At 75.4% G+C, this 13,946-nt stretch carries 12 protein-coding genes; 4 read left to right on the top strand and 8 right to left on the bottom strand.

The window, feature by feature from the left end; all coding sequences use genetic code 11:
• Positions 1–227: 227 nt before the first annotated feature.
• Positions 228–854: a dihydroxyacetone kinase subunit DhaL gene (dhaL, locus tag ACFU7Z_RS23665; protein ID WP_375873161.1), complete on the bottom strand. Its 627-nt coding sequence runs from the start codon at positions 852–854 to the stop codon at positions 228–230.
• Positions 855–866: 12 nt separating this feature from the next.
• Positions 867–1,862 carry a dihydroxyacetone kinase subunit DhaK gene (gene dhaK / locus ACFU7Z_RS23660; RefSeq protein ID WP_380779444.1) on the bottom strand — a complete coding sequence of 332 codons (996 nt, stop codon included), beginning with the start codon at positions 1,860–1,862 and terminating at the stop codon, positions 867–869.
• A 166-nt stretch (positions 1,863–2,028) separates the two neighbouring features.
• Here dhaK and dhaM point away from each other — a divergent pair, with 166 nt between their 5' ends.
• Positions 2,029–2,421, top strand: coding sequence for a dihydroxyacetone kinase phosphoryl donor subunit DhaM (gene dhaM, locus ACFU7Z_RS23655; RefSeq protein WP_049659695.1), 393 nt, complete (start codon positions 2,029–2,031; stop codon positions 2,419–2,421).
• Between the two features lie 36 nt (positions 2,422–2,457).
• On the opposite strand, the gene ACFU7Z_RS23650 is transcribed toward dhaM, so the two are convergent.
• The gene (locus ACFU7Z_RS23650) at positions 2,458–4,170 is read right to left on the bottom strand and encodes a bifunctional 3'-5' exonuclease/DNA polymerase (RefSeq protein WP_380779442.1); all 1,713 of its coding nucleotides are present in this window, start codon (positions 4,168–4,170) and stop codon (positions 2,458–2,460) included.
• A gap of 206 nt (positions 4,171–4,376) precedes the next feature.
• Between ACFU7Z_RS23650 and ACFU7Z_RS23645 the strand changes: the two genes are divergently transcribed.
• Positions 4,377–6,401 carry a M3 family metallopeptidase gene (locus ACFU7Z_RS23645; RefSeq protein ID WP_380779440.1) on the top strand — a complete coding sequence of 675 codons (2,025 nt, stop codon included), beginning with the start codon at positions 4,377–4,379 and terminating at the stop codon, positions 6,399–6,401.
• Between the two features lie 9 nt (positions 6,402–6,410).
• Here ACFU7Z_RS23645 and ACFU7Z_RS23640 read toward each other — a convergent pair whose 3' ends face one another.
• Complete coding sequence (locus ACFU7Z_RS23640; RefSeq protein WP_380779438.1) at positions 6,411–7,868, bottom strand: cellulase family glycosylhydrolase; 1,458 nt, start codon at positions 7,866–7,868, stop codon at positions 6,411–6,413.
• 87 nt (positions 7,869–7,955) lie between these two features.
• Positions 7,956–8,579 carry a TetR family transcriptional regulator gene (locus tag ACFU7Z_RS23635; RefSeq protein WP_049655722.1) on the bottom strand — a complete coding sequence of 208 codons (624 nt, stop codon included), beginning with the start codon at positions 8,577–8,579 and terminating at the stop codon, positions 7,956–7,958.
• Between the two features lie 125 nt (positions 8,580–8,704).
• Between ACFU7Z_RS23635 and ACFU7Z_RS23630 the strand changes: the two genes are divergently transcribed.
• Complete coding sequence (locus ACFU7Z_RS23630) at positions 8,705–9,931, top strand: acyl-CoA dehydrogenase family protein (protein ID WP_049655719.1); 1,227 nt, start codon at positions 8,705–8,707, stop codon at positions 9,929–9,931.
• Between the two features lie 52 nt (positions 9,932–9,983).
• On the opposite strand, the gene ACFU7Z_RS23625 is transcribed toward ACFU7Z_RS23630, so the two are convergent.
• The 3 genes from ACFU7Z_RS23625 to ACFU7Z_RS23615 form a co-directional block, all read right to left on the bottom strand.
• The gene (locus ACFU7Z_RS23625; RefSeq protein ID WP_380779436.1) at positions 9,984–10,601 is read right to left on the bottom strand and encodes a hypothetical protein; all 618 of its coding nucleotides are present in this window, start codon (positions 10,599–10,601) and stop codon (positions 9,984–9,986) included.
• 136 nt (positions 10,602–10,737) lie between these two features.
• Positions 10,738–11,547 (bottom strand): enoyl-CoA hydratase/isomerase family protein, encoded by an 810-nt coding sequence (locus ACFU7Z_RS23620; protein WP_079272763.1) that lies wholly within the window; start codon positions 11,545–11,547, stop codon positions 10,738–10,740.
• A 35-nt stretch (positions 11,548–11,582) separates the two neighbouring features.
• Positions 11,583–12,272 (bottom strand): TetR family transcriptional regulator, encoded by a 690-nt coding sequence (locus ACFU7Z_RS23615; protein WP_380779434.1) that lies wholly within the window; start codon positions 12,270–12,272, stop codon positions 11,583–11,585.
• A 152-nt stretch (positions 12,273–12,424) separates the two neighbouring features.
• On the opposite strand from ACFU7Z_RS23615, the gene ACFU7Z_RS23610 reads away from it, so the two are divergent.
• Positions 12,425–13,946 (top strand): MFS transporter (locus ACFU7Z_RS23610; RefSeq protein WP_380779432.1); only part of this gene is annotated, 1,522 nt, incomplete at its 3' end.

The following is a 13,946-nucleotide window of genomic DNA, read 5'->3' as shown; positions in this document are numbered from 1 at the left end:
GGCGTTCAGACCGTTGGCAGTCTGAAAATCACCCGTCACGCCCCTCTCCGCGGCCACCCCCTGCGCCACCCCCTCCCGCAGCGCGTCCCTCTCGCGGGGGGAGGGGCGGGTGGGTGGGGGCGGGGGAGGTGGCCTTGGTGCGGGAGGTGGGGGTGGGGGAGGTGGCCCTGGTGCGGGAGGTGGGGGGTGAAGCGGGTGGGGTGGGTGTGAGGGGCGGTGGGTGGGGGTCAGGTGGTGGTGATGTCGGCGAGGGTGCGGAAGACGAGGGCGGTGGAGGTGGCGCCCGGGTCCTGGTGGCCGATGCTGCGTTCGCCGAGGTAGGAGGCGCGGCCCTTGCGGGCCTGGAGGGGGATGGTGTCGCGGGCGCCCTGTTCGGCGGCGTCGGCAGCCGCTGCGGCCGCTGTGGGGAGGTCGGCGCCGGTGGCGGCTGTGGCGCGGAAGGCGGCGACGGCCGGGGTCCAGGCGTCCACGATGGTCTTGTCGCCGGGGGCGGCCTTGCCGAGGAGGCGGATGGCGTCCAGGCCGGCGGACAGGGCCTCGGCGACGGCGGCCGGGTCGGCAGGGTCGGGCAGGGCGGCGCCGATGGCGCGGAAGGCCTTGCCGTAGAGCGGGCCGGAGGCGCCGCCGACCTTGGAGATGAGGGTGGTGCCGGTCTTGGTGAGGACGGCGCCGGGGCCGGCGGGCTGGAGGCCGTCCAGGGCGGTCAGGGCGGCGGCGAACCCGCGTTGGAGGTTGCTGCCGTGGTCGCCGTCGCCGATCGCGGAGTCCAGGTCGGTGAGCCGGGCCCGCTCCTTCTCGACGGCCGCGGCGATCGCGCGGACCCAGGCCTCGGCCAGCGGGGTGTCGAAGTCCATCGTGCGTCCTCCTCAGGCCCGCTTGAGGGCGGGGGTGTCGACCGGGGCGTCCCAGAGTTCCAGCAGCTCGGCGTCGGCCTTGGTGAGGGTGAGCGAGAAGCCCGCCATGTCCAGGCTGGTGACGTAGTTGCCGACCAGGCTGCGGGCCACCGTGATGCCGCGCTCGGCGAGCCGGGCGGCGACCTCGCCGTAGACCACGTACAGCTCCAGCAGCGGGGTCGCGCCGAGGCCGTTGAGCAGGGCGATCACCTCGTCGCCCGGGGTCAGGTGGTGGTCGGTCAGGATGGTGTCGACCACCTCGGCGGCCAGCTCGCGGGCCGGGCGGAGCTTCTCGCGGCGGCGGCCGGGCTCGCCGTGGATGCCGACGCCGACCTCGATCTCGTCCTCGGGCAGGTCGAAGCCGGGCTTGCCGGCGGCCGGGACGGTGGCCGCGGTGAGCGCGACGGCGAAGGAGCGGGAGGCGGCGTTGACCCGCTCGCCCAGGGCGGCCACCTCGTCCAGCGGGGCGCCGCGCTCGGCCAGCGCGCCGGCGGTCTTCTCGACCAGCACGGTCGCGCCGGTGCCCCGGCGGCCGGCCGTCCAGGTGGAGTCCTCGACCGCGACGTCGTCGTTGACCAGGACGGTGCGGACCTCCAGGCCCTCCTCGGCGGCGAGTTCGGCGGCGAGCTCGAAGTTCATCACGTCGCCGGTGTAGTTCTTCACGACGAAGACCACGCCGGCACCGGTCTCCACGGCCTTGGCGGCGGCCAGCATCTGGTCCGGGACGGGCGAGGTGAAGACCTCGCCGGGGCAGGCGGCGTCGAGCATGCCGGGGCCGACGAAGCCGCCGTGCAGCGGTTCGTGGCCGGAGCCGCCGCCGGAGATCAGCGCGACCTTCGGGCCGGCCGGGCGGGTGGCCCGGGTGATCACCCGGTTGGGGACGTCCACCGTCAGCTCCGGATGGGCGGCGGCGATCCCGGCCAGCGCGTCCTCCAGGACGCTCTCCGGGGTGTTGATCAGCTTCTTCAACGCTCTTCGCTCCCTTGGTGACCTGGGTGACCTGGGTGAGGACGCCACGGCCGGCGACGCCGTAGCCCCGACGCTACGCCAGACGGGGGTGGTGGGCACGGGGTGCGACACGCGGGATTCCGATCACTCTCCCGGAGTACCGGGTTCCGGCCGTAGGGTCGGCCGCATGAGTGAGAACGTGGGCATTGTTCTGGTCTCGCACAGCGCCCGGCTCGCGGAGGGGCTGCGCGAGCTGCTCGGCGAACTCGCCTCGGACGGCGTGCGGGTGGTCGTCGCGGGCGGCACCGAGGACGGCGGGCTCGGCACCAGCTACGACCTGATCGCCGGGGCGATCGCGCGGGCCGACGCCGGGGCGGGCGTGGTCGTGCTGCCGGACCTCGGCAGCTCGGTGCTCACCGCCGTCACGGTGCTGGAGGACGAGCCGCGCCCGGGCGTGCAGCTCGTGGACGCGCCGTTCGTGGAGGGCGCGGTGGCCGCCGCCGTCACCGCCTCGACCGGGGCGGGGCTGGCCGAGGTGGTCGCGGCGGCCGAGGACGCGCGCGGGTTCCGGAAGCTCTGACGGACCGGTGTCCGGGCGTCGTCCAGTGCCCGCGGCTCACTTGGCGTCCGCGTAGCAGTCCACCACCGCCGTGCTGAGCGGGAAGCGCACCGGGGTGTCGCCGAACACCAGCCGGCGGGCCTCGTCGGCCGCCTCGGCGACGGCGGCGGCCACCTCGTCGGCGAGGTTGGCCGGGGTGTGCACGATCACCTCGTCGTGCTGGAAGAACACCAGGTGCGGGCGGTCCTCCGGGCCCGCGGCGGGCAGTTCGTTCAGCCGGCGGCGCAGGGCCGCGAGCAGGGCCAGCGCCCAGTCGGCGGCGCTGGCCTGGATGACGAAGTTGCGGGTGAAGCGGCCGCGGGCGCGGGCGGTGCGGCCGCCGGCCTCGCCAGCGCCCTCGCCCTCGGTGAGGTCGAGGAAGTCGGCGGAGGCCGGCGGGCAGACCCGGCCGAGCCGGGAGGCGACCACGCCGCCGTCCTCGCCGGTGCGGGCGGCGGCCTCGACGTAGCCCATCGCGGCCGGGTAGCGGCGGTGCAGGGTGTTCAGCAGCGGGCCGATGTCGCCGCTGGTCTGCCCGTACATGGCGCCGAGCAGGCCGAGCTTGGCCTTGTCCCGGTCGCCCTGGAAGGCCTGGGCGGCGAGCGCCTCGTACAGGTCGCCGCCGGCGGCGGTGCGGGCCAGCCCGGCGTCCTGGGAGAGCGCGGCGAGCACCCGGGGCTCCAGCTGGGCGGCGTCGGCGACGACCAGCAGCCAGCCCGGGTCGGCGACCACGGCGCGGCGCAGGATGCGCGGGATCTGCAGGGCGCCGCCGCCGCGGCTGGCCCAGCGGCCGGAGACCACGCCGCCGACCACGTACTCGGGCCGGAACCGGCCGCCGCGGGCCCAGGCGTCCTGCCAGGCCCAGCCGTGCGCGACGTGGATCCGGGACAGCTCCTTGTAGCGGACCAGCAGCTGCGCGGCCGGGTGGTCGACGCCCTTGAGCTCCCAGGAGCGGGTGGAGCCGAGCTGGATGCCCGCCTCGGCGAAGGCGCGCAGCACCTGGGTGTGCGAGTCGGGGTTGAACGGCTTGGCGCCGAGGGCCTGCTGGAGGTCGACGGCGAGTTCGGCGAGGACCCTGGGCTGGGTGCCGGGGACGGTCGGCCGGGGGCCGAGCAGTTCGGTCAGCAGCCGGTCGTGGACGTCGGCCCGCCAGGGCAGCCCGTCGTGGGCCGTCTCGGCGGCCACCAGGGCGCCGGCCGACTCGGCGGCGACCAGCAGCCGGAAGCGCTGCCGGGCGGCCGGGTCGGCGATGGCGGCGATCCGGCGCTGCTGTTCGGCGTGGACGGCGACCACGGCCTCCAACGGGTCGGCGCCGGGCGGCAGTTGCAGCCGGTCGGGGGCGAACAGGGTGTCCTGGCCGTCGTCGGCGTCGGCCAGGCCGGGCTCGGGCAGGTCCGCCGGGACGGGCAGGTTCCGCAGCCGGGCCCAGGCGGCGCCGAGCGAGCGCGGCGCCCCGAACCGGCCCTCGTGCGCCAGCAGCAGCGCCTCGACCAGCCGCAGGTCGTGGCAGCGGGCGAGCCGGTCGGGCAGGCGCGGCAGCAGCGGGGCGTACCCGGAGTCGGCCGCGGCCCAGACCCAGCGCGGGTGGTCGGCGGCCTCCCGGGCGGCGACGGCGGTGGCGAGGTCGCGGACGGCCTCCGCCGGGCCGAGCGGCCGGCCCGTGTCGTCCAGCGGCTGGAGCCGGCCGCCGGGGCCGTGCGGATCGGGCGCGATGGCGGTCCTGGGTGCCACGGGGGCTGCTCCTCTCCGGCGCGCGGTCGGGCGTGCGGGGACGGGTACGGGGACGCGGGCCCGCGGACGGGCACGCCGCGGCCCGCGACCGACGGGCCCGCGCGTCGACGTTAACGGGTGGGTACGACAACGGGCGGCACGCGGGCCCCGCGAGGGGCGGTAAAAGCACGTGGGCACGGCTCGGGACACGGCGTAGGGTTCGCGAAATGACCGTGAACCCGTTCTTCCAGGCCAGCCCGCTGGTCTACGAGCTCCCGCCGTTCGCCGAGATCCGCGAGGAGCACTACCTGCCCGCGTACGAGCGGGGGATGGCCGAGCAGCTGGCCGAGATCGCGGTGATCACCGCGGACCGGAGCCTGCCGACCTTCGAGAACACCCTGGTGGCCCTGGAGCGCTCCGGGGAGCTGCTGCGCCGGGTCGACGCGGTGTTCCGCAACCAGTCCTCCTCGGACACCACCGACGTGCTGGACGAGGTGGAGGCGAAGGTGAGCCCGCTGCTCGCCGCCCACCACGACGCGATCCACCTGGACCTCGCGCTGTTCGCCCGGATCGAGGCGCTGTACGAGGACCGCGCCGGGCTCGGCCTGGACCCGGAGTCGCTGCGCCTGCTGGAGCGCCGGTACACCGCCTTCGTGCGCTCCGGCGCCCGGCTGGGCGCGGCCGAGCAGGCCCGGCTGCGCGAGCTGAACGCCGAACTCGCCGCGCTCGGCACCACGTTCCAGCAGAACGTGAACGCCGCCACCCGGGCCGCCGCGCTGGTCCTGGACTCCGCCGAGGAACTGGCCGGGCTGTCCGGGGGCGCGATCGCCGGGGCCGCCGAGAACGCCCGGGTGCTGGGCCACGACGGCCGGTACGTGCTGAGCCTGAAGAACACCTCCGGCCAGCCCGAGCTGGCCCAGCTCACCGACCGCGCGGTGCGCGAGCGGCTGCTGGCCGCCTCGCTCGGCCGGGGCGTCGAGGCCAACGGCCCGCTGGCGATCCGGATGGCCGGGCTGCGCGCCGAGCGGGCGGCGCTGCTCGGGTACCCGAGCCACGCCGCGTACGTGGTGGCGGACGAGACGGCCGGCACCGTCGAGGCGGTCTCCTCGCTGCTGGCCCGGCTGGTGGAGCCGGCGGTGGCCAACGCCCGCCGGGAGGCCGCCGAGCTGGCCCGGGCGGCGGCCGCGGACGGCATCACGGAGATCGCCGCGCACGACTGGGCGTACTACTCGGAGAAGGTCCGGCAGAGCTCCTACCAGGTGGACGCGGCCGTGCTGCGCCCGTACTTCGAGCTGGAGCGGGTGCTGCGGGACGGCGTGTTCTTCGCCGCGAACCTGGCGTACGGGGTGACCTTCACCGAGCGGCCGGAGCTGACGGCCCACCACCGGGACGCCCGGGTCTTCGAGGTGTTCGAGGAGGACGGCACCCCGCTGGGCCTGTTCATCGGCGACTTCCACGCCCGGGCGTCCAAGCGCGGCGGCGCCTGGATGGACGCGATGGTGGCCCAGTCCGGGCTGACCGGGCAGCGCCCGGTGGTGCTGAACAACCTCAACATCCCGCGCCCGGCGCCCGGCGAGCCGGTGCTGATGGACTGGGACGAGGTGCGCACGCTGTTCCACGAGTTCGGGCACGCGCTGCACGGGCTGTTCTCGGACGTGCGCTACCCGCTGTTCTCCGGCACCTCGGTGCCCCGGGACTTCGTCGAGTTCCCCTCGCAGGTCAACGAGATGTGGATGGTCCGGCCGGAGGTGCTGGCCAACTACGCCCGCCACCACGCGACCGGGGAGCCGCTGCCGGCCGAGCTGGTCGAGCGGATGACGGCGGCCGAGGGCTTCGGGCAGGGCTTCCGGACGGTGGAGTACCTGGCGGCCACGCTGCTGGACTGGGCGTGGCACACCGTGCCGCGCGGCGAGGAGGTCGCGGACGCCGAGGAGTTCGAGGCGCGGGCGCTCGCCGCGGCCGGGATCGCGGTGGACGCGATCCCGCCGCGCTACCGGACGACGTACTTCCAGCACATCTTCTCCAGCGGCTACAGCGCCGCGTACTACGCGTACATCTGGTCGGAGGTGCTGGACGCCGACACCGTGCAGTGGTTCGAGACCAACGGGCGCGCGGTGCGGGAGAGCGGCGAGCTGTTCCGGCGCGAGCTGCTGGCGCGCGGGTTCAGCCGGGACCCGCTGGAGTCCTTCCGCGCGGTGGTCGGCCGGGCGCCGGAGACCGGGCCGCTGCTGGCCCGCCGGGGGCTGGTCTGACCGTCACCGTCACGGTCGGGCCGCGGTGAGCGTGACCGTCACGGTTGTGCCCCGGCGGGTGTGCGGGAGCCGGACGCGGACGGTTCCCGCGCGCCCGCCGGTCGGCTGGTCGACCTCGACCCGGGCGCCGGCGGGGGAGACGGCGACCCGGGCCCCGTGCGGGAACGCGGCCGGGGGGAGCAGGAGTTCGCCGCCGCGCCCGGTGCCGTCGGCGCGCCAGCGGACGGTGGCGCCGTCGGCGCGGGCGTCGGTGCGGACGTCCGTGCCCGCGACGGCCACCGGGTACGGGCCGAACGCGGGTTCGTCGCCGGGGGCGGGGCGCCCGGCCGGGTCGAGCGCGCAGTAGCCGCCGTTGCCCCGGCACCAGTACCACATCGTCCAGCCCTCGGCGAAGCCGTCCATCGCGGCGGTCTGACGGCGGACCAGCTCGGTGTTGCCCGGGGTGCGGGAGTCCGGCGGGCCCCACTCGCCGACCAGGACGGGCAGGCGGTGGGCGGCCGGGTAGCCGGTGATCGCGGCGGTGTACCGCTCCACGAAGCCGTCGGCGGGGTTCCAGTCGGCGCCGCCCTCGACCGCGGTGTCGTAGAAGTGCGGCGCGTAGCCGAGCCGGGCCGCGCCGGGGCGGGGGTCGGCGAAGCCGGGCAGGCTGGTGGGCACGCCCTGGCCGACCAGCACGGTCGGCTCGACGAACAGCCAGGCGCGGGAGTCGGCCCGGCGCACGGCGGCGATCAGGCGGCGGTACATGTCGGCCAGCCGGCCCTGCTCCAGGGCGGAGGCGGCGGCGGCCAGCACGGCCGGGTCGCTCGGGTCGCCGTCCACCGGGCCGAACGGCTCGTTGAACAGGTCGTAGCCCAGCAGCGAGCGGTGGCCGCGCAGTTCGCGGGCGAGCCGGGTGTAGAAGTCGGCCTGCCAGGCGCGCAGGTCGGGGTCGTCGTAGAGGTGGCGGAAGGCGGCCTGGACGGCGGGCTGGAAGTAGCCGGCGAACCAGTCGTCCGGGTCCGGGGTGAACGGCAGGCCGTCGTCCCGGGTGGCCCAGACCGGGACGCCGTTGGTGCCGCCGCCGAACGCGGGCCCGTAGACGTCCTGGTGGAGGTCGACCAGGACCAGCAGGCCCAGCCGGTCGGCCCGGTCGAGGAGCCGCTGGACGCGGTGCAGTTCGGTGGGGTCGAGGCGGCCGCGCCGGGGTTCCAGCCTGGTCCAGGAGACCGGCAGCCGGACCAGGGTGAAGCCCTGGGCGGCGACGGAGTCGAGGTCGGCCGGGGTGGCCTCGGCGTACTTGTCGAGGTTGAAGCCGCGCAGGAGGAGCCGGCGGCCCTGGGCGTCGGTGAGGGCGGTGCGGCCGTCGGCGGCGGTGGCCGTTCCGGTGGGGAAGCGGTCCGGGGGGCCGTCGTGGGCCGAGGCCGGGACGGCGGTGAGGACGGCGGTGGCGGCGAGCAGCAGGGCGACGGCGGTGTGGTGCAGGCGCATCGGGGACCTCGCACGGCGGGGGGTGGGGTGGGGCCCGATGATGCCCGGACTTCCGTGCGCCGCACAAGAGTTCGGTCTACGGAGGACTCAGTCCGCGGCCGGTTCGGGCGCGGTCGGCAGGACGGCGGTCGGCCGGTCCGCGGCGGCGGCCAGCCGGCCCCAGAGCAGGTCGGCCAGCGCCTGCACCATCCGGGCGCGCGAGCAGGGTCTGGTCTCCAGCCACCAGTCCCCGGCGGCCAGCACCATCCCGGTGATGCCCCGGCCCCAGGCCTCGGCGAGCAGGTCGCGGTCGGCGCCGAGGTCGACCTGGCTCTGTACGGCCCGGGTGATCTCCTCGGCGATCTGCCGGAGCGCGGGGGCGAGGGCGTTGCCGGCGCCGCTCGGGTCGCCGGGCTCGGGGTGGGTGAGCAGCCGGTAGACCTGGGGGCGGGCCTCGATGCCGGCGAGGTAGGTGTCCAGGACGTGCTCGACCCGGTCGCGGCGCTCCAGCGGCTCGGCGAGGGCGGCCCGGACGGCGGCCAGCAGTCCGCCGGTGTGGCGCTCGGTCAGGGCTCTGATCAGGCCGTTCCGGTCGCCGAAGTGGCGGTAGAGGATCGGCTTGGTGATGCCGGCCTCGGCGGCGATGGCGTTCATGCTGGCGCCCGGCCCTTCGCGCTGGACGACCCGGTCGGCGGCGTTGAGCAGCTGCTCGCGGCGGGGCTCTCGGGACATGCGCTGCTCCTCGGAGTTGGGGTCTGTCTGGGCGTTGACACCGGTTACCAATCAGTAGCAGACTCCGACGATGTTACCCGAGGTAACACCCCGGTCGGCCGCACACGTCTTCGGAGGCACGCACCATGAGCAGCACGTTCTCGCTGGACCCGGGCGCGGACCAGCTCGCCGTACGCGACTGGCTGCACGGCTTCGCCGCCGACGTGATGCGCCCCGCCGCGGCCGAGTGGGACGAGCGCGAGGAGACCCCCTGGCCGGTCATCCAGGAGGCCGCCAAACTCGGCATCTACTCGCTGGACTTCTACGCCCAGCAGTACTTCGACCCCTCCGGCGTCGGCATCCCGATCGCCATGGAGGAGCTGTTCTGGGGCGACGCGGGCATCGGGCTGTCCATCGTCGGCACCACCCTGGCCGCCGTCGCGGTGCTGGCCAACGGCACCGACGAGCAGATCGGCACCTGGACCCCGCAGATGTTCGGCACCCCGGAGGACGTCAAGGTGGCCGCCTTCTGCTCCTCCGAGCCGGACGCCGGCTCCGACGTCTCGGCGCTGCGCACCCGGGCGGTGTACGACGAGGCCAAGGACGAGTGGGTGCTCACCGGCACCAAGACCTGGGCCACCAACGGCGGGATCGCCGCCGTCCACGTGGTGGTCGCCACCGTCGACCCGGAGCTCGGCGCCAAGGGCCAGGCCTCCTTCGTCGTCCCGCCGGGCACCCCGGGGCTGAGCCAGGGCCAGAAGTTCAAGAAGCACGGCATCCGCGCCTCGCACACCGCCGAGGTGGTACTGGACGGCGTCCGGGTGCCCGGCAGCTGCCTGCTCGGCGGCAAGGAGAAGCTGGACGAGCGCCTCGCCCGGGCCCGCGAGGGCGTCAAGCGCCCCGGCGGCAGGGGCAACGCGGCGATGGCCACCTTCGAGGCCTCCCGTCCGGCCGTCGGCGCGCAGGCGATCGGCATCGCCCGGGCCGCGTACGAGGTGGCGCTGGACTACGCGAGGACCCGGGAGCAGTTCGGCCGGCCGATCATCGACAACCAGGGCGTGGCCTTCCAGCTCGCCGACATGAGGACCCGGATCGACGCGGCCCGGCTGCTGGTGTGGCGGGCCTCCTGGATGGCGGTCAACAACCAGCCGTTCACGGCGGCCGAGGGCTCGATGTCCAAGCTGTACGCGGGCGAGACCGCCAAGTACGTGACCGCGCAGGCGATGCAGATCCTCGGCGGCAACGGCTTCACCCGGGAGTACCCGGTGGAGCGGATGCACCGGGACAGCGCGATCTACTCGATCTTCGAGGGGACCAGCGAGATCCAGCGGCTGGTGATCGCCCGGGCGATCTCGGGGGTGCCGATCCGCTGACCGGTCGCCGTGGCCGCCCTGGCCGGTGGGCGGCCCGAGAGCGGGTGGCCCGTCAGCGGGCGGCCCAGAAGGTGAGGCCGGCGGCGAGCGCGCCCACCGCCGCGCCGACGGCCGTCTGCGCGGCGGTGTGGTCCCGCAGCACCACCCGGGACCACCCGATCAGCGGGACCAGCGCGCCGAGCAGCAGCCAGAGCGGGCCGAGCGCGATGGCGAGGCAGACCACCGCGCCGGTGGCCACGGCGGTGTGCACGGAGACCTTCCACCAGACGGTGATCACCAGGATCGGGACCAGCGAGGCGAACATCGCCAGCACCAGCGCGGTCAGGTCGGCCGGGGCGTCCAGTCCGATCATCACCGCGAAGCTGAGCAGCACCGAGCCCATGATGAGCGGGAAGAGGGTCAGCCGGCGCTGCCGTCGGCCGACGTGACGGTCCGCCACGGTGCCCTTGCGCATGCCGTGGCCGATGATCAGGGTCGGGACGACGGCGGCGAACAGGGCGGCGAACAGCGCCCAGCCGATGCCCGCCCAGCCGTAGCGGAGGCCGCCCAGCAGCGGGAGTAGTACGAGGATCACGTTCTTCGGCTCCAGGCCGTCGGTGATCCGGCGGGCCAGGGCCGTCCGGCGGGTGGGGGTGGGCGGGGCGGGCACGGCCTGGGCCTCGGTCGTCATCGGGGTGGGTGCTCCGGGGGCGGGAAGGGGTGGACGGGTTCCGGCCGGATGATCGTACGGGTGCTGCTGCGCCCCCTTCCGCCGGGCCCGCACCGTTCCCGCGTGGAAGCGTTCCCGCTCGGACCCCCGTTCCCGCTCAGAACCGGGCGGGCCGGCCCTCCAGGAAGGCGGCCAGGCCCTCGCGGACGTCCGAGCCCTCCCGGGCGCGGAGCAGCCAGGGGGCCAGGACCTCGTCGGCCCGCTCGGGCGGGGCGTCCAGGACGGCCTTGGCCGCGCCGACGGTCTGGGCGGAGCGACGGGTCAGCAGCCGGGCGAAGTCCAGGGCGGCGGCGTCCAGTTCGGCGTCCGGCAGGACGCGTTCGGCCAGGCCGAGCGGCAGCGCGTCCCGGCCGGCCACCAACTCGCCGGAGAACAGCAGGTACTTGGCCCGGGCCGGGCCGATCAGCCGGGCCAGCCGTACGGTCGGCACCGCCGGGTAGACCACGCCGAGCTTGGCCGGGGTGATCCCGAGCCGGGCGTCCTCGGCGACGAACCGCAGGTCGCAGGCGACGGCCAGTTGGCAGCCGCCGCCGACGCAGGCGCCGTGCACCACGGCGAGGGTCGGGTGCGGGAAGGCCGCCAGCGCCTCCTCGGCGGCGACGTTGGTCGCGTGGTAGGCCTCCGCGCGGTCCGGATCGCCGTACACCTCGGAGAGTTCGGCGATGTCCGCGCCCGCGCTGAAGGTGTTGCCGGCGCCGGTGAGCAGCAGGACGCGCACGCCCGGGTGGCCGGCCAGCTGCTCCAGCACCTTGGGCAGCGCCTGCCAGACCGCCAGGGTCACCGCGTTGCGGCGGTGCGGGCGGGCGAACTCCAGGACGGCGACGCCGTCCTCGCCGACGTACGCGTTGAGGCCGTCGGCCTGCGCGGGCAGGGCGGAGCGGTCCCGCGTGAGCAGCGGCTGGTCCATGCGCACCTCCGGTCGGTCGTGGTGCGCCAACTCTCTCAGGCGGCGCGGGCGCAGTAGTCGCCGAGGCCGTGCTCGAGCAGGGCGAAGGCGCGGCGGGCCTCCTCCAGGACGGCGGGCAGGGCGTCGGCGGCGCGCTCGCCGGCCAGCATCCGCCGGTGGTTGGCGGCGATCAGCGCGACCCGGACGGCGAGCAGCTGGGCGGTGGCGACCCGGGCGGTCAGTTCGTCGTGGGCCGGGTCCTGGGCGAGCAGTTCGGCGGCGAGCGCGGCGTGCGCCAGCCGGTCGAAGCCGTGGGTGGCGCGGGCGGTCAGCGCGGGGGTGCGGTGGATCAGCCGGACCACGTCGAGCACGATCCGGTCGTCGTTCAGCCCGGCGGCCGGGTCGAAGCGCTCCAGTGCGGCGAGGAACTGCTCGCGCAGCGCCGTCACCGCCGAGGTGCCCGGGGCGCGGTCGCGCACCGCCTGGGCCGGCTCGTCGAGGTGCTGCTCCATCGGGCCCATGACCAGGTCTTCCTTGGTGGGGAAGTAGTTGAAGACGGTCATCTTGGACACCTCGGCGGCGGCGGCGATCTCCGCGACCGAGACCTGGTCGAAGCCGCGCTCGGCGAACAGCGCGACGGCCGTGCGGAAGATCCGCATGCCGGTCTGGAACTTCTTGCGCTCGCGCAGCGGGAGGGCGTCGAGGTCGACGTCGGGGCCGAAGTCCTGTGCGGGTCGCATCGCCATGGGGAGACTGTACCAGGATCAAATGTTGACCCAGCAGAAAGATTGGTCAAGATGAAGAATTGACCGAGTCCAAAAATGCTGCGATGGTGAGGGCGTGCCGCCGGCCGCCCCGGCCCCGGCGCGAACCCGACGGACCCTGGGGGGACCCGACCATGGCCACCGCCGCCGCCGTACCCGCTGCCGCACCCGCGCCGCCGGACACCGCGCTGATGACCCCGGCCCAGCGCAAGCTGGGCATGCTGCTCTGCCTGGTCACGATCGTGCTGGCGGTGCTCGACATGAACATCGTGTCGGCCGCCACCGTGCCGATCGTCCGCGACCTCGATCCCGTCCACGGCGTGGACCGGCTGCCCTGGCTGGTCAGCGCGTTCGCCCTGGCCGCCACCGCGCTGCTGCCGCTGTACGGCAGGCTCTGCGACGTGTACGGCGCCAAGCGCGTGCTGCTCGGGGCCGTCGGCACCTTCCTGCTCGGCTCGGCGCTCTGCGGGGCGGCGCGGTCGATGGACCAGCTGATCGCCTTCCGGGCGGTGCAGGGCGTCGGCGGCGGCGGGCTGATGAGCGTCACCATGGTGGTCATCGCCCAGTTCAAGGACCCGGAGGAGCGCGGCGGGGCCAAGGGCGGGGCGGTGGGCGGGATCGTCGCCGGCCTCGGCATGGCGGTCGGCCCGCTGGTCGGCGCGCTGCTCACCGACCACCTCGGCTGGCGCTGGGTCTTCTACGTCAACCTGCCGCTCGGCCTGCTGGTGCTGGTCGGCGTGGCCCTGGTGGTCAGGCTGCCCCGGGCGACCGGCCGCCGGAGCCTGGACTTCGTCGGCGCGGCCCTCGCGGCGGCCTTCGCGACCGGGCTGCTGCTCGTCACCGAGTGGGGCGGCAAGGACCACGCCTGGACCTCCCCGGTGATCCTCGGGCTCGCCGCCGCCACCCTGGCCGCGCTCGGCCTCTTCCTGTGGCGTCAGGCCACCGCCGCCGAGCCGGTGCTGCCGCTGTCGCTGTTCCGGATCCGCGCGGTGCGGCTGGGCTTCGCGATCCAGGGGCTGGTCGGGATGGGCATGGTCGGCTCGATCATGTACGTGATGCTCTACCTGCAGATCGCCCGGGGCGTGGCCCCGACCTCGGCCAGCCTCTACCTGGTCCCGATGGCGGCCGGGATGACGGCGGCCGGCCTGCTGGTCGGGCGGCTGACCGGGCGCGGCCACCCGCCCCGGACCTTCCTGGCGGCCGGCGCGGCCTGCGCCACGCTCGCCCTCGCCCTGCTCGGCCTCAGCGGGCCGGACACCGGGCTGTGGGCGGTGCTGGCCGAACTCGCCCTGCTGGGCTGCGGGCTGGGGCAGCTGATCGGCCAGCTGGTCACGGTGGTGCAGGAGACCGCGCCCCGGCACCAGCTGGGGGTGGCGACCACCGGGATCCGGTTCTTCCAGAGCCTCGGCAGCGCGCTCGGCGCGGCGCTCTTCGGCACCGTGCTGACCCGGGTCTTCGAGGCGGGCGAGCCGGGGCGGCCGCTCGGCGCGGTCCGGGCGCTGACCGGGGCGGCGCACGAGCACGCGGTGCGCAGCTTCACGGACGCGGTGGACGTGGTCTTCCTGTCGGCGGGCGGGGTGCTGGCGCTGGCGCTGGTGTGCGTGCTGCGGCTGCGGCCGGCCGAGCTGGCGGGCTCGGCCGGGTCGGCGGGGGTGG

It is taken from the genome of Kitasatospora sp. NPDC057518 (assembly GCF_042802075.1).
In the GTDB taxonomy this organism is placed as follows: Bacteria; Actinomycetota; Actinomycetes; order Streptomycetales; family Streptomycetaceae; genus Kitasatospora.
Note: the sequence above shows the minus strand (reverse complement) of the source record. Positions and strands in the feature narration are given on the sequence as shown.